The sequence below is a fragment of the Pseudodesulfovibrio sp. genome (genome assembly GCF_028692895.1).
GTDB lineage: Bacteria > Desulfobacterota > Desulfovibrionia > Desulfovibrionales > Desulfovibrionaceae > Pseudodesulfovibrio.
Window position 1 is genome coordinate 38,461 of sequence record NZ_JAQUWN010000005.1, and the last position, 18,270, is coordinate 56,730.

Annotated in this window: 23 protein-coding genes; 1 reads left to right on the forward strand and 22 read right to left on the reverse strand. The window is 66.6% G+C overall.

The features are described 5' to 3' along the window. Positions 1-2: 2 nt before the first annotated feature. Positions 3-851 (reverse strand): pantoate--beta-alanine ligase, encoded by an 849-nt coding sequence (gene panC, locus PHP91_RS02260; protein ID WP_300136227.1) that lies wholly within the window; start codon positions 849-851, stop codon positions 3-5. Positions 852-1,040: 189 nt separating this feature from the next. On the opposite strand from panC, the gene PHP91_RS02265 reads away from it, so the two are divergent. Beyond that, positions 1,041-3,428: a diguanylate cyclase gene (locus PHP91_RS02265; RefSeq protein ID WP_300136230.1), complete on the forward strand. Its 2,388-nt coding sequence runs from the start codon at positions 1,041-1,043 to the stop codon at positions 3,426-3,428. A gap of 737 nt (positions 3,429-4,165) precedes the next feature. Here the strand turns inward: PHP91_RS02265 and PHP91_RS02270 are convergent. From PHP91_RS02270 to PHP91_RS02370, 21 genes are read right to left on the reverse strand one after another with little or no spacing between them, the layout of a single operon-like run. Continuing rightward, positions 4,166-4,423: a hypothetical protein gene (locus tag PHP91_RS02270; RefSeq protein WP_300136233.1), complete on the reverse strand. Its 258-nt coding sequence runs from the start codon at positions 4,421-4,423 to the stop codon at positions 4,166-4,168. Beyond that, complete coding sequence (locus PHP91_RS02275; protein WP_300136236.1) at positions 4,416-5,042, reverse strand: hypothetical protein; 627 nt, start codon at positions 5,040-5,042, stop codon at positions 4,416-4,418. Before PHP91_RS02275 ends, PHP91_RS02270 begins: the two co-directional genes overlap by 8 nt. 9 nt (positions 5,043-5,051) lie before the next feature. Then, positions 5,052-5,945 carry a hypothetical protein gene (locus tag PHP91_RS02280; protein WP_300136239.1) on the reverse strand — a complete coding sequence of 298 codons (894 nt, stop codon included), beginning with the start codon at positions 5,943-5,945 and terminating at the stop codon, positions 5,052-5,054. After that, on the reverse strand, positions 5,945-6,898 hold the full coding sequence (locus PHP91_RS02285) for a hypothetical protein (RefSeq protein WP_300136242.1): 954 nt from the start codon (positions 6,896-6,898) through the stop codon (positions 5,945-5,947). Before PHP91_RS02285 ends, PHP91_RS02280 begins: the two co-directional genes overlap by 1 nt. Positions 6,899-6,908: 10 nt before the next feature. After that, positions 6,909-7,574, reverse strand: coding sequence for a DUF2612 domain-containing protein (locus tag PHP91_RS02290; RefSeq protein ID WP_300136245.1), 666 nt, complete (start codon positions 7,572-7,574; stop codon positions 6,909-6,911). A gap of 9 nt (positions 7,575-7,583) precedes the next feature. Further along, complete coding sequence (locus PHP91_RS02295; RefSeq protein ID WP_300136248.1) at positions 7,584-8,750, reverse strand: baseplate J/gp47 family protein; 1,167 nt, start codon at positions 8,748-8,750, stop codon at positions 7,584-7,586. After that, on the reverse strand, positions 8,750-9,106 hold the full coding sequence (locus PHP91_RS02300; RefSeq protein ID WP_300136251.1) for a hypothetical protein: 357 nt from the start codon (positions 9,104-9,106) through the stop codon (positions 8,750-8,752). Before PHP91_RS02300 ends, PHP91_RS02295 begins: the two co-directional genes overlap by 1 nt. Further along, complete coding sequence (locus tag PHP91_RS02305) at positions 9,103-9,888, reverse strand: Gp138 family membrane-puncturing spike protein (RefSeq protein WP_300136254.1); 786 nt, start codon at positions 9,886-9,888, stop codon at positions 9,103-9,105. Before PHP91_RS02305 ends, PHP91_RS02300 begins: the two co-directional genes overlap by 4 nt. After that, positions 9,885-10,805 carry a hypothetical protein gene (locus PHP91_RS02310; RefSeq protein WP_300136257.1) on the reverse strand — a complete coding sequence of 307 codons (921 nt, stop codon included), beginning with the start codon at positions 10,803-10,805 and terminating at the stop codon, positions 9,885-9,887. The genes PHP91_RS02305 and PHP91_RS02310 overlap by 4 nt, the downstream gene beginning before the upstream one ends. After that, positions 10,805-11,128 carry a hypothetical protein gene (locus tag PHP91_RS02315; RefSeq protein ID WP_300136260.1) on the reverse strand — a complete coding sequence of 108 codons (324 nt, stop codon included), beginning with the start codon at positions 11,126-11,128 and terminating at the stop codon, positions 10,805-10,807. The genes PHP91_RS02310 and PHP91_RS02315 overlap by 1 nt, the downstream gene beginning before the upstream one ends. Before the next feature lie 2 nt (positions 11,129-11,130). Then, complete coding sequence (locus PHP91_RS02320) at positions 11,131-11,676, reverse strand: phage baseplate protein (protein ID WP_300136263.1); 546 nt, start codon at positions 11,674-11,676, stop codon at positions 11,131-11,133. After that, on the reverse strand, positions 11,673-13,343 hold the full coding sequence (locus PHP91_RS02325; protein WP_300136266.1) for a hypothetical protein: 1,671 nt from the start codon (positions 13,341-13,343) through the stop codon (positions 11,673-11,675). Before PHP91_RS02325 ends, PHP91_RS02320 begins: the two co-directional genes overlap by 4 nt. Next, the gene (locus PHP91_RS02330) at positions 13,333-13,527 is read right to left on the reverse strand and encodes a hypothetical protein (protein WP_300136269.1); all 195 of its coding nucleotides are present in this window, start codon (positions 13,525-13,527) and stop codon (positions 13,333-13,335) included. The genes PHP91_RS02325 and PHP91_RS02330 overlap by 11 nt, the downstream gene beginning before the upstream one ends. Beyond that, positions 13,524-13,925, reverse strand: a complete 402-nt coding sequence (locus tag PHP91_RS02335; protein WP_300136272.1) for a phage tail assembly chaperone — start codon at positions 13,923-13,925, stop codon at positions 13,524-13,526. Before PHP91_RS02335 ends, PHP91_RS02330 begins: the two co-directional genes overlap by 4 nt. A 3-nt stretch (positions 13,926-13,928) precedes the next feature. Beyond that, entirely contained in the window at positions 13,929-14,384 is a 456-nt protein-coding gene (locus PHP91_RS02340; protein WP_300136275.1) for a phage protein, read from the reverse strand. A 12-nt stretch (positions 14,385-14,396) separates the two neighbouring features. Continuing rightward, complete coding sequence (locus PHP91_RS02345) at positions 14,397-15,881, reverse strand: DUF3383 domain-containing protein (RefSeq protein ID WP_300136278.1); 1,485 nt, start codon at positions 15,879-15,881, stop codon at positions 14,397-14,399. Continuing rightward, on the reverse strand, positions 15,882-16,427 hold the full coding sequence (locus PHP91_RS02350; RefSeq protein WP_300136281.1) for a hypothetical protein: 546 nt from the start codon (positions 16,425-16,427) through the stop codon (positions 15,882-15,884). A 35-nt stretch (positions 16,428-16,462) separates the two neighbouring features. Next, a complete protein-coding gene (locus PHP91_RS02355; RefSeq protein ID WP_300136283.1) occupies positions 16,463-16,837 on the reverse strand; it encodes a hypothetical protein in 375 nt (124 codons plus the stop codon). Continuing rightward, positions 16,834-17,367 carry a hypothetical protein gene (locus PHP91_RS02360; protein WP_300136286.1) on the reverse strand — a complete coding sequence of 178 codons (534 nt, stop codon included), beginning with the start codon at positions 17,365-17,367 and terminating at the stop codon, positions 16,834-16,836. The genes PHP91_RS02355 and PHP91_RS02360 overlap by 4 nt, the downstream gene beginning before the upstream one ends. Continuing rightward, positions 17,364-17,756, reverse strand: coding sequence for a DUF4054 domain-containing protein (locus tag PHP91_RS02365; protein WP_300136289.1), 393 nt, complete (start codon positions 17,754-17,756; stop codon positions 17,364-17,366). The genes PHP91_RS02360 and PHP91_RS02365 overlap by 4 nt, the downstream gene beginning before the upstream one ends. Positions 17,757-17,759: 3 nt before the next feature. Next, a complete protein-coding gene (locus PHP91_RS02370) occupies positions 17,760-18,236 on the reverse strand; it encodes a hypothetical protein (protein ID WP_300136292.1) in 477 nt (158 codons plus the stop codon). Between the last annotated feature and the right edge of the window lie 34 nt (positions 18,237-18,270).

Below are 18,270 nucleotides of genomic sequence, written 5' to 3' on the forward strand. Positions count from 1 at the left end.
CGTTAAACCTCGATCAGGATATTGTCGATGAGCCGCGCCTTGCCCATCTGGATGGCCACGGCGGCGAGCACCGGTCCCTCGATGGCCTTGACCGGCCGGATGCCGTCCGGGTCCACCAGGGTGATGTAGTCCGGCCGACCCATGGGCAGGGTGCGGGCGTATTCCTCGGCGAGGAAGGCCGCGGCCTTGTCCGCGTCGCGTTCGCCTCCCCGGACCTTGTCGGCCAGTTTCAGCAGACCTTGACGGATGGCCGGTGCGGCGGCGCGTTCCTCCTCGGTGAGGTAGGTGTTGCGCGAGCTGAGCGCCAGGCCGTCGGCCTCGCGCACGATCTCGTGCCCCACGATCTCCACCGGGATGTCCAGGTCGCGCACCATCCGGCGGATGATGGCGAGCTGCTGCCAGTCCTTCTGCCCGAAGACGGCCACGTTGGGCTGGGTGAGCATGAACAGCTTGGCGACCACGGTGCACACGCCGCGAAAATGGATCGGCCGGGACGCGCCGCACAGGTGCGTGGCCAGCTCCGGCACCTCCACCCAGGTGGCGTGGTCCGGGGCGTACATGTCCCGGCTCATGGGCACGAAGAGGGCGTCCACCTTCTTCGACTCGGCCTTGTCCTTGTCCCCGTCGAAGTCGTGGGGATACTTGTCCAGGTCCTCGCCCGCGCCGAACTGGACGGGGTTGACGAAGAGCGTGACCACCAGGCGGTCGCACTGCTTGCGCGCGCAATCCATGAGGGCCAGATGGCCCGCGTGGAAATAGCCCATGGTCGGGACCAGGCCCACCCGGAGCCCCTCCCGCCGCCAGAAGAGGCACTGCCGTTGTAGTTCTTTGGGATCGGTGTATATGTGCATGGCTTTTTTCTTCCTCAGAGCAACTGACAGGCTCGGCCTGAGAAGTCAAGTGAAATGTCTATATCTGGATACATTGATATAGGCCCCTGGCGGACCTGTCGGGAGCGGGCCGGATTTGTGCCTTTCCGGCGGGCCGGAGGTGCAACTTTTGTTTGAGAAAAACCGGGGCGGGGGGTAGAAACCAGGGCTATGAGGACCATAAAAGACATCTTCGCGGACGACGCCATCACCTTCACTCCCGGCGAGCTGGTCGACTTCGAGCACACCATCAAGGACCTGATCGCCGAGTTCCTTCCCTTCACCTCCTACAGCCTCTTCTTCCCGCGCGAGAAGCCGGACTCGACGCCCGAGCCGGAGTTTCGGGCCGAGGACCGCGAGCTGATCCTGCCCCTGGTCTTCCGGGGCGAGATGCTCTGCTACTTCATCGCCAAGGGCGTGCGCCTCAAGGCCCCGTCCACCGCGCCCAAGTACATCATGGCCCTGGCCAGCTCCGTGCTCGAGAAGCTGGCCCTGTACAAGTGGGCCGTCACCGACGCCCTGACCGGCCTGCACACGCGCGAGTTCTTCTTTGCGGAGCTGGCCGAGGCCATCGACCGCGTCCAGGGCTGCCTGGCCACGGGCAACTGCCGGGCCGGGGTGGAGGCGCGTGATTCCGAAATGGCCTTCTCCGGCACGCTCGGCGTCATCTTCCTGGACCTGGACGGTTTCCAGAACATCAACGAGCGCTACGGCTACCTGACCGGGGACGACATCATGTCCGAGGTCGGCCGCCTGCTCGGCATGGTCTGCCCCAAATACACCACGGTCTCCCGCTTCGCCAACGACAAGTTCGCCATCCTCGTGCCCGACGCCAAGCCGAGGGCCTGCTTCCAGCTCTCCGAGGTCATCCGCTCCGGCATCAGCAAGCTTTCCTTCACCGACGACATGACCCGCGACACCATCACCCTGACCGGGTCCCTGGGCTTCGCCAACTACCCGCAGGGGCTGGAGGGCGGCCAGTTCCGCCGCACGCCCGGCGAACAGGCGCGCATCCTGGTGCGCAAGGCGCGGCGCGGCGTGGCCGTGGCCAAGGACCTGGGCCGCAACCGGGTCTTCAACTCCGCCGACATCCTGGACAAGGGCGGCCGCGTGCTCGACACCCTGCCCATGCACCGGGTCACCGTCACCCTGGGCGAGACCGCCGGAGCCAAGGTCGGCCAGCGCTTCCTGGTCCGCGCCGCCCGGCCCGCCGCCACGGCCGCCGAAAAGGGCGCGCCCACGGTCTACAAGGGAGAGGTCGTCCTGGTCGAGGTCCACGACGACGTGGCCGTGGCCGAGGTCCTCCACCTGGCCGACGCCGGGATGGACGTCCACCCCGGCGACCGGCTGCGGCGCATCGAGGGCGAGGAAGGCCTCTTCGCCGACCGCGCGCTCATGGAAATCCCCGCGCCCGACGCCGAAACCCAGCTCTTCTCCTACGCCGAATTCATGGGCCGCATGGAGGAGGCGCGGCGCGTGCCCGACGCCTTCGCCCTGTCGCTCATCCGCGTCCTGGACCAGCCCGGCGACGCCGAGGAGGGCTACCAGGAGGCCATGGACCGCATGGTCGCGGGCGTGGCGAACATCGCGCGCGGGGCCTTTGGCGAAAACGGCTTCGGCGGCCGCTACGGCCTCAACGGCATCCTCTATTACCTGGAGAACGTGGACCGCGAGACCCTCATGGCCCGCACCCTGGAGATCGAACGCCTGGCCGCCGACGCCCTGTCCGTCAGGGTCTCCATCGGCTCGGCCCGTTTCCCGTTCCTCAATTTCGACCGCGCCGACATCCCGGACAACGTCCGCAAGGCCCTGGAGCACGCCCTGCTTCTGCCCGACCCCAAGGTCGCGGTCTTCGACTCCATCTCCCTCAACCTCTCGGCCGACCGCCGGTTCATGGACGGCGACGTCTACGGGGCCATCGAGGAGTTCAAGCTCGCCCTGACCGACGACCCGGCCAATCTCCTGGCCCGCAACTCGCTCGGCATCTGCTACGCCCAGCTCGGCCGGTTCGATGACGCCCGCCGCGAGTTCGAGACCGTGCTCTCCTCCGAGTCCGGGGACGTCCTCGCCCTCTACAACCTCGGCTGGGCCAACCACCGCCTCGGCGACCTCAAGGCCGCCAAAAAGGCCTACCGCCGCTGCCTCGACGCCGACCCGGAACACCTCTACTGCCTCATGCGCCTCGGCTCCATCGAGGAGAATGCGGGCAACTTCGACAAGGCCACCGCGCTCTACGAGAAGGCCGCCAAGCAGCCCGAGGGCGAACGGATGGTCCAGCGCGCCCTGGCCCGCGTCGCCTACAAGCAGGGCGACATCGAGGCCACCCGCGAATACCTGCACCTCGCCCTCAACGCCGACCACAACGACCACCAGGCCATGCACATGCTCGCCCGCATCTACCTCGACCAGGGCGAAGACCCGCAGATCGCCGAAGTGCTCTCCCGCCAGTCCGCCGCCCTCTGCCCCGGCAAGCGCGCCTACTGGGAAACCCTCATCGAAGCCCTCGAAGCCCAGGGCAAGGCCGAAGAAGCCGCCAAGGTCGCGGCCAGGGCCGGGTAGGACGGCAGGCAGGGGGGAAGCCTCCGGCGGCCCTACCGGGGGTCGCCTTCGGCGGGACCAGGGCGCTGCCCTGGACCCGGCAGGGACGAAGCCCCTGCACCCCATTCTCCGGCTGCGCCGGGGCAGGAGCCAGACCAGGGATCGCTGCCGACCGGGCGGCCAGGCTGGCCTCGGCCATGCTGCGTCCGCAAAGATTCGCCGGGCCCGTTTCCGCCCTGATCGGGACGGAAACGGGCCCGGCGAACCTTTGCGGACACTGGCCCACGCCGTGTGAATCGTTCGGGCGGAACCTGGAAATTTCGTCGTTACGGCGTCTGGAACCTGGGCAAAAGGCGGTTCTCTTTTGCCGGTTGGACGGAAAGAGGAAAGCTGAAGGGTTTTATTGGCCTATCGCTCCCCCACCCCGCGAAGCGGAGCCAAAGAGTTTGGGAGGGGTGATGGGGATGGGGGTCCGGGGGAAGGGGAAGAGGGGAACCTTTTGCAAAAGGTTCCCCTCTTAAAGCCGCGCGCGAAAAATCGCGCTATCCCGCGAGATAAATCCCCCGGTCCTGTTGTTTAATATAGTGCAAGACCATTTCAAAAATGAGGGGCCACGTCAATGTGACGTGGCCCCTCTTGGTCAACATAAGCCGAGTAGATTGGTCGGTGGGTCGTAGTTTGTGATGAGCAACTCGCGAACCTCCTGGTTCTCGGTCCGGCCAACCGTGTAGAGGGTGTCCACCTCCCGGTCGGCGACGTCAGCCATTGATTGCCTCCCGCATACGCAGCCACCACCAATAGGGCCAGCCCGCCGTGACCAGCACGGACCAGACCAGCCAGGCGCGGACGGGATATCCCGCCGCGCGGATGCACCGGCGCAGGACCCAGTCCGCCGCCAGCTTGGCGCGCCAGGACGCGCCGCCATCCTCCATCTCCTGGTCGTAGGCCAGGTCGTGCTGGTCGCAGCAGCCCTCGTAGGGCGTCGCCCAGGGGATGCCGGTGCAGCCGTTAGGCATAGCTGACCCCGATGGCGCGGATGTCGGCCACGGTCTGCGCCGCGTCCAGGGCATCCTGATAGGCCAGGCGCTGCCCGACCACGGCCCCGGAAAGGGCTACCCACGCCGCGCGGTTGGAGATGATGCGGTCCGCCAGCTCGGAGACGTCCATGCCGCGCGCGGTGGCGATGGCCGTCAACAGGGGGACGCTCGCCCCCGTCCCGGCCTGGTAGGCCATGGCCTCGTCGTATTGCTGGTCCCAGGTCGCCCGCTCCATGGCCCCGTACTCGGCACCGGCAGCCGCCAGGTAGGCGTCGGCGGCGTCGCGGATCTCCGCCAGCTTGGCAGCCCGGACAATCTCGACGGCGTCGGGACGGTCCGCGACGTCGGGCCAGGTCACGGCCCACCAGCCCGCCTCGTCAAGAGCGCCGACGGGATCGCCCTTGGTCTGGGTGGCCGCGTCGTAACCCGCAGGCTGCTCGTGGCGGACCGGGGCCACGCCGATGGCGGCGAGGCGGGATATCCAGTCGCCCTCGGTCTCGGAGGCGCGCCACGCGAGGTATCCGGCCGGGTAGGTGTGGCCGCCGGAGGCAACCGTCTTTGCCGTGGCAATGTTATTGTCGGGGAATCTGTACTGCACGTTGTCCTCCTAGTTGCAATAGAATCCAGCACAAATACTGTTGCTGGCGAGATCGAATCCGAACGCTATTTGGGCGTCGTGGTCCACGGCCAGCACCGGCCACGGCATGACCGTTGCGCCTTGATAGTCGACGACTTGGCCGGTCAGGTGCGCCGGGTAGTATGCGGCGGCCAGGATCTGGTTGGTGCTCCAAGCCCATCCGTCCACCCCGCACCGCTGGACGCAATCCGCCAGGGTCGCCACCTCGCCCGTGATCGCGCCGGTCGCGTCGTAGGACAGGACTCGCGTGAGCGGAGCTACAGACGAATATACAAACAGCAGCATGTTGTCAGGGTCTACGCCGCAAGGGATATATTGAGATGCGCCAGTGCCGGATGCGTATGTCCCATCGGAAACCGGGACCCCGCCAGTTATATGCCCATACTGGAGCGAGGCGTTGCCACCGGAGTCCGTCCCGGCCCACCACAGGCCGTGGACCGTGTCGATGATCCCGCCATGCGATGCGTTGCCGTAGATCGCGGACAACGATCCCACATAGGTCGGCTCCCCCGCCGCGTCGTATGTGCCGTAGTAGTGCGCCAGCGAGCCGCCGGAGTTGAAAAACGTCATAAACGATTGTTGCCCTGGCAGGAGGTGGATGTAACTATCGCCATATCCGGGGGCGGGCTTGGTCCCGGCCACCGTCAGCTCGCACGTTGCCGGATTGTACGAGCCCCAGATCCACGGGTAGTAGGCCGCGCCGATCACCGCCTGGGCCAGCCAAAGGTGGTTGACGACGTCCACGTCCAACCAGCCGTACGCGGCCGTCAGCGTGACGGGCAGGACCGCCGACTCGTAATCAACCACCAGCCCACGGTAGGGGCAAGTCTCGCCGCCCCGCACGGCCCGCCGAAATACCGTCATTAGACCACCTCCGCGTATCCGCCGACGCCCTGGGCGTAGACGACCCCGGCGCTGTCGACGTCCGTCTGCACCAGGTCGACGGCACCGGCCTCTCCGGTGACGTCATGCGCCGCGCCTCCGGCCCATCGCCAGGTGGACGGATAGATCAGGCTCCACCCGCCCGTCGCGTCCTGGCGGACTCGCAAGGTGGGGGAGCTGCCGGGCACGGCGTTGGTGACGGTCAGCGTCACGTCCCCGGTCAGGGTGATTTCGGCGACGGGCGCGGCCGTCATATCCCAGGTGGCCGCCCCCCCGGTCACGGCCAGGGTGACGGGGGTGTAGGCCTGGACGGCGGTGTAGCTGTGGACTGCCGTGAGCAATTGCAGCGACGCGAGCATGCCCTCACGGGTGTTGACCCGCACATACCCGTCGTCGGACAGGGTAAGGAATTTCCCATCGGTCGCCCTCACCTCGACGGGGGCCCCATAGTGCAAGTATTCGAGGAACAAATACCGCAATGTCGAGTCGCCCGATCCGTCGCGAATCATCACGGAATCAGGACTGGCCCCCGTGTCACCCAGCAATCCGCCCAGCCGGAGGGCGTTGGCGGCGGTGCCGTCGACGTTGAGTTTGGCGGCCAGGGCGGCCGCGAGGCCGGTGACCTCCTCCAGCAGATGGTCATGCGGCGTGTTCTCGATGACGTCCACGATAGCGGCGGTCAGGCCGTTGACGACCGCGTCCAGGTCTCCGTCATCGACCACGCCTGAGGCGTAACGCCCAGCAACGAACAGGGCCAACCCCGCCGCCAGGTGTGAGGTTTGGCGCAGGACCATATTGACCAGGTCGCGCCGCGCTATACCGGCCTGGTTGCCATTGGTTCGGTCGCTGTCCGCAGCGTAGTCCGCCAGCTCCATGACGTCGCCGTCTGCGACGGTGCCGCCGGTGCCAAATGCGTAAATCTCGTTGGTTACCATGGTAATCTCCCTATGAGGTTATGATCTCGGGCCAGCCCGCGCCCCAGCCGGAAACGGCCTCGGAGTCGCAGTCCCAACCGAAAAGAGCGCCTGCCACCACCGGCAGGGCATAATAGCGGATACGGACGCCTACGGGCTTGAGGGGCAGGTATCCGCCGGTCAGCAGCGCCTTGAACACGGCGTCCGGCACCACACCGGCCACACCGACGATCATGGACATGTCCTGGCAGTCCTGTTGCACGATCATCATCCCGGAGGCGCTAAACAGCTGGTTCCAGATTTCCCGCGCCCCGGCCGTAGTCCCATCCCAGGAGTTGGCCGCGATCTTGGCCCGGAGCAGCAGCCGGAAAAAATCGTCCTGCAGGGAGGTTATGCCGGTGGCCGGGTCATACGGGCCTTTCCACGTTCCCTCGCCCCAGCCCACACCGCTCTCGTTCCAGGAAAAGTAGACGCCCGCCAGCGGCGTCTCCAGGTCCCTGCTCCGGCCGACCCACAGGCCCGTGGCGTCGAGCTGCACCCCCACGGCGCTGTCCAGGTCAAAGGCGTCCCGGATTTCGAGCAGCAGGTTTTGCACGTCCACCAGGGGGCGGACCAACGCCTCGCACAGGGCGATGAACTTGGGTTGCTCCCGGTACAGGGAGGTGATCAGGCTGAGGTATGTCTCGGTCGATGCCATGGTCAGCTCCTATGCCACGACCACGTTGATGGTGTCGGCACTAGCCACCACGCACTCGATGAAGGACATTGCCAGGTTGGCCGAGGCCTCCTCTTCGCCCTGCCTGGCCAGGGTGATGGAGAGCACGTCAAAGGTCCGCTTGTCGCTGGAGGGTTCCGCCGCGTTGATGGGGGTGTAGAGCTTGGAGAGCAGGACGTCCTCGCCGATGCGAAGCCCGTTGAGGTAGTCCACCACATTCGTCACGATGTCGTCGCCGGTGGTGGAGGCGTATCCGGTCTTTGCCGCGATGGTGATGGAGGCGACCGCCGTCACGTCGGTGGGGCGATAAAAACGGATCGTGATGGGGATGTGGTTCTCGTCGCGGACCACCACCGAGGTGGTTCCCACGGTGCTGGGGCCGGGGCCTTTCTTGGCAGCGATGGCCCCGGCGATTTCTTTGGCGTCGCCGCCCTCGGCCACGATGGCAAAGGAGTGGCCGGGCTGGCCGTTGTCGTCGGCCGCGTCCTCGTCGTTCTCGTAGCCGCGATAACGGGTCACGCCCGACACGTTGGCAACAGCGCCGACTATCCCCTCCAACACGGTCTTGGACGGCAGGGCCGTTGACGTCTGCTGCCGGACCTTGAGTTCGGCATTGGACTCCTGGGCCACACCAGCCACGGCCGCCGCCGCATTTGTCACGGTGAGCCACCCGCGCGTGGGGGTGGAAATGGTCGTGATTTCTCCGGCCGCCGCCGTCACCACTCCGGCCTCCTGGGCCGTGGCGGTAACCGTGGTCGCTCCGTCCTCGTCCAGGGTGACGCTCGCGGGCAGGTTCCATTTCTGCCCGGCCACGTCCTCGGCCACGCCGTCGGTGACCACGGCACCGGCCGTGCCTGTCAAAGTGAGGTCCACGGAGGAATAGGTCGCCTCCTGGCGGGCAATGCCGTTGATCTTGACCACGCTGGAGAGCCCGGCCCCTTTGGCGGTCGTCGGGGAAAAAGAATTATAGACGGCCTCGGCCAGGTCGTTGGTGTCCTTGATGGCCAGGCCGAACATGGCCAGCATCTGATACTCCTGCGCGTCCGGCTCAAGGTAGAGGTCATCGCCGAAAATGCCTTTGTAGCTGGTCACCAGCTCGTCCAGCTGGTCGTTGTAGGTCGGCAGGTGGATGCCCGTCTCGTCAATGTATCCGGCCATTACAGGACCTCCTGAATATCAATCTCGCCGTACTTGGTGTTGATGCTGGCCGTGATGGTCAGGCCGCGCGTGTCGCCGTCATAGGAGGACTCGTAGCTCGCGATCTCGGTAACGCCCTCGGTGCCCAGAATGCGGGCGCGGATGACCAGGTCATAGCTCTCGCGGGTGTGCTTGCCGAACACGCCGCCCACGTAGGGCGTGCCCTCGGCCAGGTCGAGGAACCATTCCTCGCGCAGCAGCCGCAGGCGCGAAACCACGGCTTGGGCAACGCCTCGGGCGTCATCCTGCCAATAGTCGGCGTTGCCGTGGCCCATCTGCATGTCCGTGCCGTCGGCGGCCCATTTGCGGTATCTCATATGGGCTCTCCGGTGTTGTCGCCGCCCGCCTCTACGCCTTCGTGGACGTGGTGGACCAGGCTCACGCCGCCCGCCTCGTGGTCGCCCGAGCTGGTAATGCTGCCGGTCTGGTTGATGTCGCCCACGATGTTGGCGGCCACGGCTCCGCCCTCCAGGTTGGTCATGCTGAGGGAGTTGGCGGCGATGATCACGTCCGGAGCGCGCAGCGAGATCCGCGCCGTCGCCACGGCCGCGACCTCGCCCGCCGGGGTCAGGGAGACGGACGCCGCAGGGTTCGCGGCGACGATGGTGTAGTCCGGCCGCATGGTCACGCTGGCCTTGCCGTCGTCGGTGCGCAGCTGCACGTTCTCCGTGCTCACTCCGTCCAGCGCTCGCGCCCTGCAGCGCGGCCCCACGAAGGCAAAACCGTCGGAAAGGTCGTGCTGGCGAGTCTCCAAGGGGTTGCCCACCCCGCCGGACTGCCACCAGGCATCAATGCAGCGCGAGGCGAACACCACCAGGCACTCGTCCCCGGCCTTGACCGGGAAAGTCAGCGTGAACCCGCCAGCGCCGGGAAAAATTGCAGGCACGTCCACCAGCAGCGGCAGCGCGACCAATGTCTCGGAGCCGTCGGGCTGCAGGACGCGGCCACGGACGGCGGGCTGGGCGGTGATGGTCTCGGCCTCGGCGTCGTAGCTCTCCACGATGCACGGCATTGCCGTCCACAGTTCGGAGAGCCTGCCGTCCATGGCCACACGCACGGCCTCCACAAAATCGTCGTATCGTTCGCGCCGGTCCATCATCGGCCCCCGTTGGTGTCCATGAGTTTCGACCCGACCGGGGCCGAGTCGTCGATGCCCACGCAAATCAGGTCGGCGTACCAATCCTGGCCGTGGGTGTCGCCGGTCCAGTCGATGGCCAGGACGCGGTAGAGCCCGTCCTCGTCCAGGCGCGGCGTGAGGTTGGCGGCGGAATACGCAAGGTCCGTCCGGTATTTCTTGATGGACTCGTTATCCAGCTTGATGCGCCCGCCCACCCGGAAGCGGGGGTTGATAAGCGCGCGGACCTTGATCCCATCGTTGGTCTGCTCGGGCTGGCCCACCAGGCCGGTCCCGGCGGTCAGGCTCACGGCCTCGCCCGGCAGGTAGTTCTGGACAGGCACCAGCTGCAGCGCCCCGTTCTGAATGGACCAGGAGGTGTCCGTGGTCTTGGCCGTGTCGCGCAGATACTTGCGGGCCATGCCGTACATGACCTTGCCGCGCGGCAGGGCCGCGTCGCCCAGGTCCGGCACGTATCCGGTGGTCGTGCCGTGTTCCGCCATGGCGGCGGCCGCCTGGGCGACCTGGTCGGCGGCCTTGGCCCCGGCGGCCAGGGTGGCGTTGACGACCGCGTAGTTGTAGGCGCGGTCTCCGTCGCTCGCCAGGATGTCCAGGTAGGTCTCGGTCCCGGACCGGCCGCGACGCGCCTGCCGGATGTTGCCGCCGAAGATCAGGCCGAGGCCGCCCTGGTATCCCGCCTGCAGCACGACCCTGGAAAACTCCTGTATGCGCGTCATGGTGGACTTGGACAGGTTGTAAACCCGGATATCGGCGCAGTTCGGGGTCTCGCTGTCCGCGTGGCGGATTTGGAACGTCACCCGCAGCTCGCCCAGCTCCAGGCCCTCGCCGTCACCGCCTACCACCAGGCTACAGGCGCGGAGATATTGCCGGTCCTCGCTCATTACTCGGCCTCGTCTTCGGTGATAAAATAGAGTTTCACGGCGGTGCCCAGGTTGTCGGCGGTCGGGTCGGCGTCAGAGTCCTCGGCCCAGGCCACCAGCTTGCCGCCGATGCCCAGGTGGCCGTGCTGGCCCAGCAGGTCCACGCCCTGCACCAGGGGGATGCCGCACAGGATGTCGTCCCCGTCGTCGGGCTCGGCGATGTCCAGCATCCAGCCGCCCTGGTCGGCAGCGTTCCAGCGCACGGTCAGTTGGTATTCCGTTCCCGCCAGGGTCACGGTAAAGACCTCGGCCTCGCCGGTGAGTGGGATGATGTACTGAGCCACGGCTATCCTCCAAACAACTGGCGCAGGCCGGAGGAATTCGCGGCCTTGACCTGCTTCTGGCCGGTCTTGGACGGGCTGGCCGTCCGGGCCGCGTGCTTTTGCCGGGACTTCGGGACCGATACGGTCTGGACCGTGGCGATCTTGACCTCCTGCAGTTCCGCGCGGACGGAAAGGACGTGCTCGGTGGCCTTGTCCGTCGTCACGGCCAGGGAGCGGATCAGCATGTTGGTGTAGGCCCGCTTGCCCGTGACCAGGTCGAAAGGCTCACGGCTATCCTGTAGCTTGAGCAGCGCCTCGTATGCCTCCACGGCGCGGGAGTCTCCGGTGGACGAGCCGCCGGAGTCGGAGTGCCCGGCCTCGATGCTCACGGTAGCGGGCTTGGCAAAGGCGTGGTCCGTGATCTCGGCCCCCTGCTCGACCGGGTGGCTGGTGATCTCCAGCTCGTCCTGGTGCTGTTCGGAAACGGTAACGTCCAGGACTATCCCGCCGATGGATCGGGACGGGCGCACATAGACCGCGCTGGAGTTGTTGGACAGGACGCTGCTCATGAGGCGGCCCCCTTGGCATGGCGGACGAGGTCGGCGTTGACCCGGATTTGCTCCCGGCCGACCGCGCGCGCGGTGGCCTCGGGATTGCGCGAGCCGTCCACCTGGATAAGGGTGGAGGAGTTGACCTCGGTGGTGTTCGTGACAGCGGCAGCGGCTGCTGGCGACGGCACAAGCGCGGGGCGCGGCTGTTCGTTTCCCTTTCCGCCGAACCAGTCCTTGACCGCATCCCAGGTGTCCCGGTTGACGGGTGCGTCTTTGGCTGCTCCTCCGGGTGTCTGTTCGTTTCCCTTTCCGCCGAGCCAGCCCTTGACCGCATCCCAGGCCCCGCCCGCCAGGTCGCCGACAACGCTCAGGGCGTCGTTGACCAGGCCGAGGAGCTGGTTGATCAGGTCAATCACGGCCTGGATCGCGCCGTCCAGGTCTCCCTGGAAGAGGCGCACAACGGCCAGGACAAAGGAGGCCAGCACCCGGGCGATGTCGCCGATGAGCGTGGCCACATAGTTGCCCCACCACTGGAACGAGGCGAACAGCGGTCCCTTGACCATTCCCCAGACCTGGCCCAGCACGTCCAGGAGCGGGGCGAAGGCCCGCACCACTTCCATGATGGTCCCGGCCCACGGCCCCCAGTCAAACAGGGCTTGGCCGCCCTCCATGTAGGTCATGAAGTCGTCCACCAGGGCGACGATGGCTATCAGGCCAGAGATGATCATGCCCAGCGGGGTGGCCAGGAAACCCAGGTTGAGCAGTCTCCAGGCGGCCAACAGACCGAAGGCGGAAAGGATCACCTGCTGCGTCCCCGCATCGAGGCGGGAAAACCAGTCGACAAGGTTGCCTATCCATCCGCCGATCCTGAGCACGATGGCCGATACGGCTCCCACCAGGCGGAAGAGCAGCTTGAGCAGGGACTGTATGACCTGCGATATTTTCTTGAAATTGTCCTGGATAGCCTTGCGCAGCTGGACAATATCCTCGCTCATCTTGCCCATGACCGACATGGCTGCGGATTTAGTGAGCAGTCCCAGCGTGGCCGTGAGGGTCTTGACCTCGCCCGCATAGGCCCGGCTCTGCTCGGCCGCCTGCTGGGCGTCCATCCCGGATGCCGCGTACATCTGCTGATAGGTGTCGCGCAGGCCGGAGACGTCCTCGGTAAGCATGCGCACCAGGCTCTGGTCGATGCCCAGCTGGGAGAGGAACATGGCCCGCTTGCCCGAGGACATGGTCTTGATGCGGTCGCCCACCTCAAAGAGGACGTCCACGGTGTCGCGCAGTTGGCCGTTGGCCCCGCGCACGTCTATGCCCAGCCGCCGAAAGGCCTCCAGGCCGGACCCGCCGCCCAGCGTGGTTTCGGCCATGGTCTTCTGCAGGTTCTGGATGGAGCTGTTCAGCTTGTCCTGATCCGCTCCGGTGATGGTGGCCACATAGCCCAGCTCTTCCAGCTCCGCCACGGCCACGGACGTGGCGTCGGCCAAATCCAGCAGCTTGGCCTGATCGGCGGCGAGCTTGTACACGGCGGCGTGGACGGCCAGGGCGGCGGCCTGCACGGTCACGGCCAGCCCGAAGGCCCGCCGCGAGGCCGTCGCCAGGCCGCCGGTGAACTTTTGCAGCCCCGGTTCGTCCACCTCGAATCCGAGGCGGGCCAGGAAATCCTTGAGGACTTCAGCTTTCACGCTTGTGCTCCATCGCCTTGATGTATCGCGCCTCGTTCTCCGCCCGGACGTCCAGGGCGTCGTTCATGCAGGCCACGTCTTCCAGGGAAAGGGTGCCGTCCACCAGGGACTCGTACCGGCAGCACCCCGCCAACACGGGGCGTAGCAGCCAGTCCTCGCCGTCCGGCATCCCTACCCACTTCACGCCTTCTTCGGGGGCGCTGCGGGAGAAGGCCGGGGCAGAGCGTCGAAAAAACCCTGCATGTCCTCCTGCAGCACGGCCCAGGTCAGGCGCAGCATGGCGGCCATGTCCAGGTCCTGGAACATGAGGCCGCCGTTCACCATGACCTTGGCCCATCCTCCGGCGGGCTGCTTGCGCTCCACCACGGCCAGGCAGGCGTCGAGAATGTAGTCCGCGTCCGCGTCCTTCATCTCCGCAATGGCGTCGGCCAGGGGGCCGAGCGCCGCCATGGGATCGCCCATCAGACTTTTCAGGTCGGTCAGCCCGGAAATGATCGGCGCCAACCTCCGCACCACGTGGAACTGGCGGCGGGCGTCCATGCGCCCGGCCCGATAGGCGTTGCCGTTGATAGTGAGGTCCATGGCCTACGCCTCCGTGGTGGTGGTCACGCCCTTGCCCAGGACGTAGGTGGTCTGTCCGCCGTCGAACTGCCATTCGACGATGTCGCCGACCTTGGCCCATTTCAGGGGCGGGGCCTTTTTGAAGGCCGCGTTGGTCACGGTGACCAGGTCGCCACGGGCCGTGTCCTCCACCGTGATGGTGTTGGTGCCCCAGCGGCTGGCCGAGCCGGTCTGGTAATTGAACATGGTCATGAGCTGGGCGTTGACCGGGCTCGTCTTGAGCAGCCGCAGGGTCACGGTGGACGCGCTGCTGGCGGAAAGCGAGTGCATGACCGTGCCGTCGGCACCCTCGGTCATGTTGTTCTGGTCGCCGGTGGGCTCGATGGAGATACCCTCGTCGCCGGTGCCTTCCTTGAGCGAGAGGTTGCCCCCCTCGCCGTTGATGGTCATGGTGACGTCCTTCAGGCTGTATGCGGGCATGGTTCATCCCTCCTAGCGGTTGACGTTGATGGTCACGTCCACGAAGTGGATCGCGCCCGCGAGCTTGACCGCGCACTGAATGGCCGGGGCCACGCGCGCCTCGCGCTCGCTCTGGGACTGGTCATCGATGCGCGAGGAATAGACGTAATATCCCTTGGGCAGGTAATCGCCTTCCTCCAGCTCGCCGAAGCCGTCCGAGTTCCACACGCCGGGCGCGATCAGGCCGTTGTTGACGGCCTGGTCCAGGACCGAGATCACGCGCGCCTTGATCCGGCTCATGCCCGTCTCGGTCTGCGGGACCTTGGTCTTGGACTGATAGAGCAGGTTCCAGACCTCGGTCTGTACGGCGTTTTGCAGCCAGTCCAGGCCGTGGATCTCGTCAAAGAACACGCCGGAGGCCATGACGCCCTCCTGGATGATGGCCGTGTCGTTTTCGTAGTAGACGAAGACGTTGACGTTCTTGCCCTTGAGCGTGGTTGCCTGGCTCTCCTTGAGGGTCTCGGCGGTGATGCCGGGCTCGTCCTTGAACTTGAGGGTCAGGGTGGTCTTGTCGCCGGAGAAATTGACCGTGAAGGCCCGGCCGATCATGGAGACCACGGCGTGGGCGTTGTCGCTGGAATATTGGGTGCAAGTTCGGTCGTAGCCCTTGGCCTTGAGTTGCGTTCCCAGGTCGGTGAGGAAGGCTGAGGACAGGCAGCGCGCGTCCGTGATGGTCCCACCGAAGAGGCGGCTCAGGTCCGAGGCCTCGATGTAGGCGGCCACGTCCAGGTACTGGTCATTGGAGATGGCCGTGGCGGAGGCAAAGACAAGGCCGTACCAGGTGGAGGACATGTCCGCCAGCTCGGCCGCGCACTGGGCCGGGGTTTCGGCGTCGTAGCCGGGCACGGGCGCATAGGCCAGGGCCTCGGTCAGCCCGGCCAGGGTCGAGATGTCCGTGCCCGCAGCGGGCGCTGCGGCGTAGCCCATGTCCGCCGTGGAGCCGGTGGACACGGTGGTGATGACGAACCGGCTGCCGTCCCACTGGCAGGTGGCTCCGGACGCTCCGGCACCGGCCAGGGCTGCGCTGATCACGGCGGCCACGCCGCTCATGCTGGCGGCCCCGGAAAAGTCGAGTGCGGCCAGGGCGCTCTCCACGCCGTCCACCTCGATGGCCATGGCCCCGTCCTCGATGGCGGTCCAGGTGGCCAGGACATCCACGGCCGTCCCGCCCTTGAGCATGGCGGGGGTCGCCTCGGCGATCCACCGGCCGATCATGAGGGTCTTGGGTTTGGGCGACTGGCGGAAATAGATCAGGGCGGCCGCGTACTCCGGCGAGTCCGTGCCGAAGTCGTCGCCAACCCCGTCGATGCCGGTGTAGGTCCGCAGCCGTTCCAGGCCGTCGATGACGTCCGAGTCTCCGGCCAGGCAGAGTATGCCGAAGGAACGGCGGGCGGCGGCCGTGGGGGACATGTTGACCGCCACGTTGACGATCCTGCTTACAGACAATCCGGTAGACATTTAGTCCTCCTTGATGGTTATTGTCCGGGTTTGGCCGATGTCCGCCCGGATGCCAGCCTGGGCTTGAGCCAGGTTGCGCACCGGATAGGTCCGGCTTTCCTCTCTCTCGAAAATCAGTTCCAAATCAACGCGCCGCACCCAGGTGGTATTGACCAGCTCCGGAGCGACCACCGGGTCGCCGACCTCGGACAGGGCCAGCCCACCGGCGCGCAGGTCGGCCCGGTTCTGCTCCACCCCGAGCCCCACCTCCAGGCGGTCGGCCAGGTCATCGGCGACCGGGCCGTAGAATGAGGCCAGGTAGGTCAGGCGATGCCAGGTCAGGACGACGTCGGCCCCGTCGTCGGACGGATCATGGACGATGGCGGGCTCGCCCAGGCGCTGCCGGGCCGTGATGCCGACGGCGCACCAGTTCGCGTCCTGTGCGGGCGACGGCGGCGGGGTCGGCTGCCATCGAGGCCGCACCATGCGGCCGTCCAGTCCGGTGATGCCGACGATGGCCGCGCGCACCAGGTCGTTCAGCGCATTAAAGCCGGACGGCGATGACACGGGGGCGAGATACCCGCCGGTGGCGCTGGTATTGGTCACGCCTCCACCTCGCGGCCGTGCAGGTCGATGGATACGGCCAGGGCCAGGCAATAGCCCGCCGGGGTTGTCCAATCCTGCACCTGCCGGACCCGGTAGGTCCGTTCACGCCAGGTGATCTCGTCCGGGGCCAGCTCGTCCGTGCCCGAGGTCAGGGGCGTCTGACTGTAGACGGCCACGACCTCGCTGGAGCGGTCGCCTTCCGCGAGCCGCTCCAGTTCGCGGTCCGTGGCCGGAAGGATAATGCCGGTCAGGGTGGACTCGGCAGCCGCGCGGGAAGTCCGTCCCGTGTCGTCCACCGTCACGGTGATGCGGCTCAGGCCGAAAACCGTCCGCAGCTCGGGGTCGTCAAAAATATCCGTGAAATCCATCATCTTCCTTTCCTCACCAGGTAAGTTACGGCCTTGCGCAGCTGGCTGGAGTCAATGAGCGGATTGATGGCCCCGCGTTCCTGGCGGCTCTTGCCGTGCTTGGTGGGCTTGCCCTCGTCGTCTCGGGCCGTGACGGGGTGCCGGTTGAGGGTGGACTCGGCCAGCGGCTCCCAGTCATTGTCCACAAAATGCGCCCGCACGGAGTTCTGGGCGACCAGCCCGGCCTTTTCCAGGCTGTGCTTGACCCCGGTCGAGCTGCCCTCCAGAGCGGCCGTCCCGGCATTGCGCAGCTGCTCCACGATCTGCTTTTGCGCCGCCCGGATGCCGGACTCCAAAAAAGGGCGGGCCGGGATGTTCCGCCTGGGGCTGCCCATCTCGTGGATGTAGCCGATCTCCGCGTTGGTCAGGTCGCTGTCATCATGGGGACCGGCCGAGCCGGGAATGCCGACCAGCACGGACTGCATGGTCAGGTCCCGCAGGGCCTTGCCCAGGTTGAAGGCCTTGTCCTTGAGCACGGTGACGCCGGACTTCACAGCTGCAAACCTCCCATGCCCACGATCCTGGCCAGGTCGCGGAACTGCTGGCCGTAGATGGTGGCGTTCCAGTGCCCGGCTCCGGGCTCGGCCGTGGCCGCGTTGGTGTAGGCCTTGGACTTGGAGACGGGACCGACGGTCTTGGACTCGCTGGCCAGGGTCCCGGCGGCGGCGTCCATGCCGCCCGTGCCGTCCGTGGCCTGGTTCATCTTGGCCTCCAGGGTCAGATGGTGCGCCACGAAAAGCCCGGTGCCGTCCTCCAGCAGCTCGCCCCACCTGTCGGACGGCAGGCGCAGGCCCGCCATCCGCAGGTGAAACGCCACTCGAGCGTCCGGATGCAGCTCCGCCGTGAAGGCGGGAAACGCTTCGCGGAATCCGACGACGTCCATGGGCTACTCCTGTCCGGCCTGGTACTTCGTCCAGGCGGCGGCAATCTGCTCGGCCTTGACGTCCTCGCCCAGCAGGGCCCCCACGGCCTTGACCGTCGGCACGCCGTCGGCCTTGTAGTCGCCTTCGACCAGCTTGGGGAACACGGCCAGCAGCTTGACCTCGGCATCCTCGGCGGCCGCCTCGGTGGCGGGTTCGGCGGTCTCGTTGGTTTCAGTGGCCGGTTCGGCGGCCTCGCCGGTCCCGGCGGCGGCCTCGGTGGCGGGCGTATCGGTCACCGGCTCGATGTCCTCGGTCTCGATGGAGGCGGAGGCTTCGGGCAGCAGGCGCACGCGGCCGGAGTCGAGGTGTCCCTGGATGTACCAGTGATCGAACTGCTCGTCGGTCAGCTCATGCTCGCCGGGCCGCAGGACGGTGCGCTGTTCGCCGTGCGCAAACCGAACCTTGAGATCCTCGCCTTTCGTTACTTCGATGGTGGGCATTGTCTTGTCCTCTTTGAACGGGCGGCCATGCGGC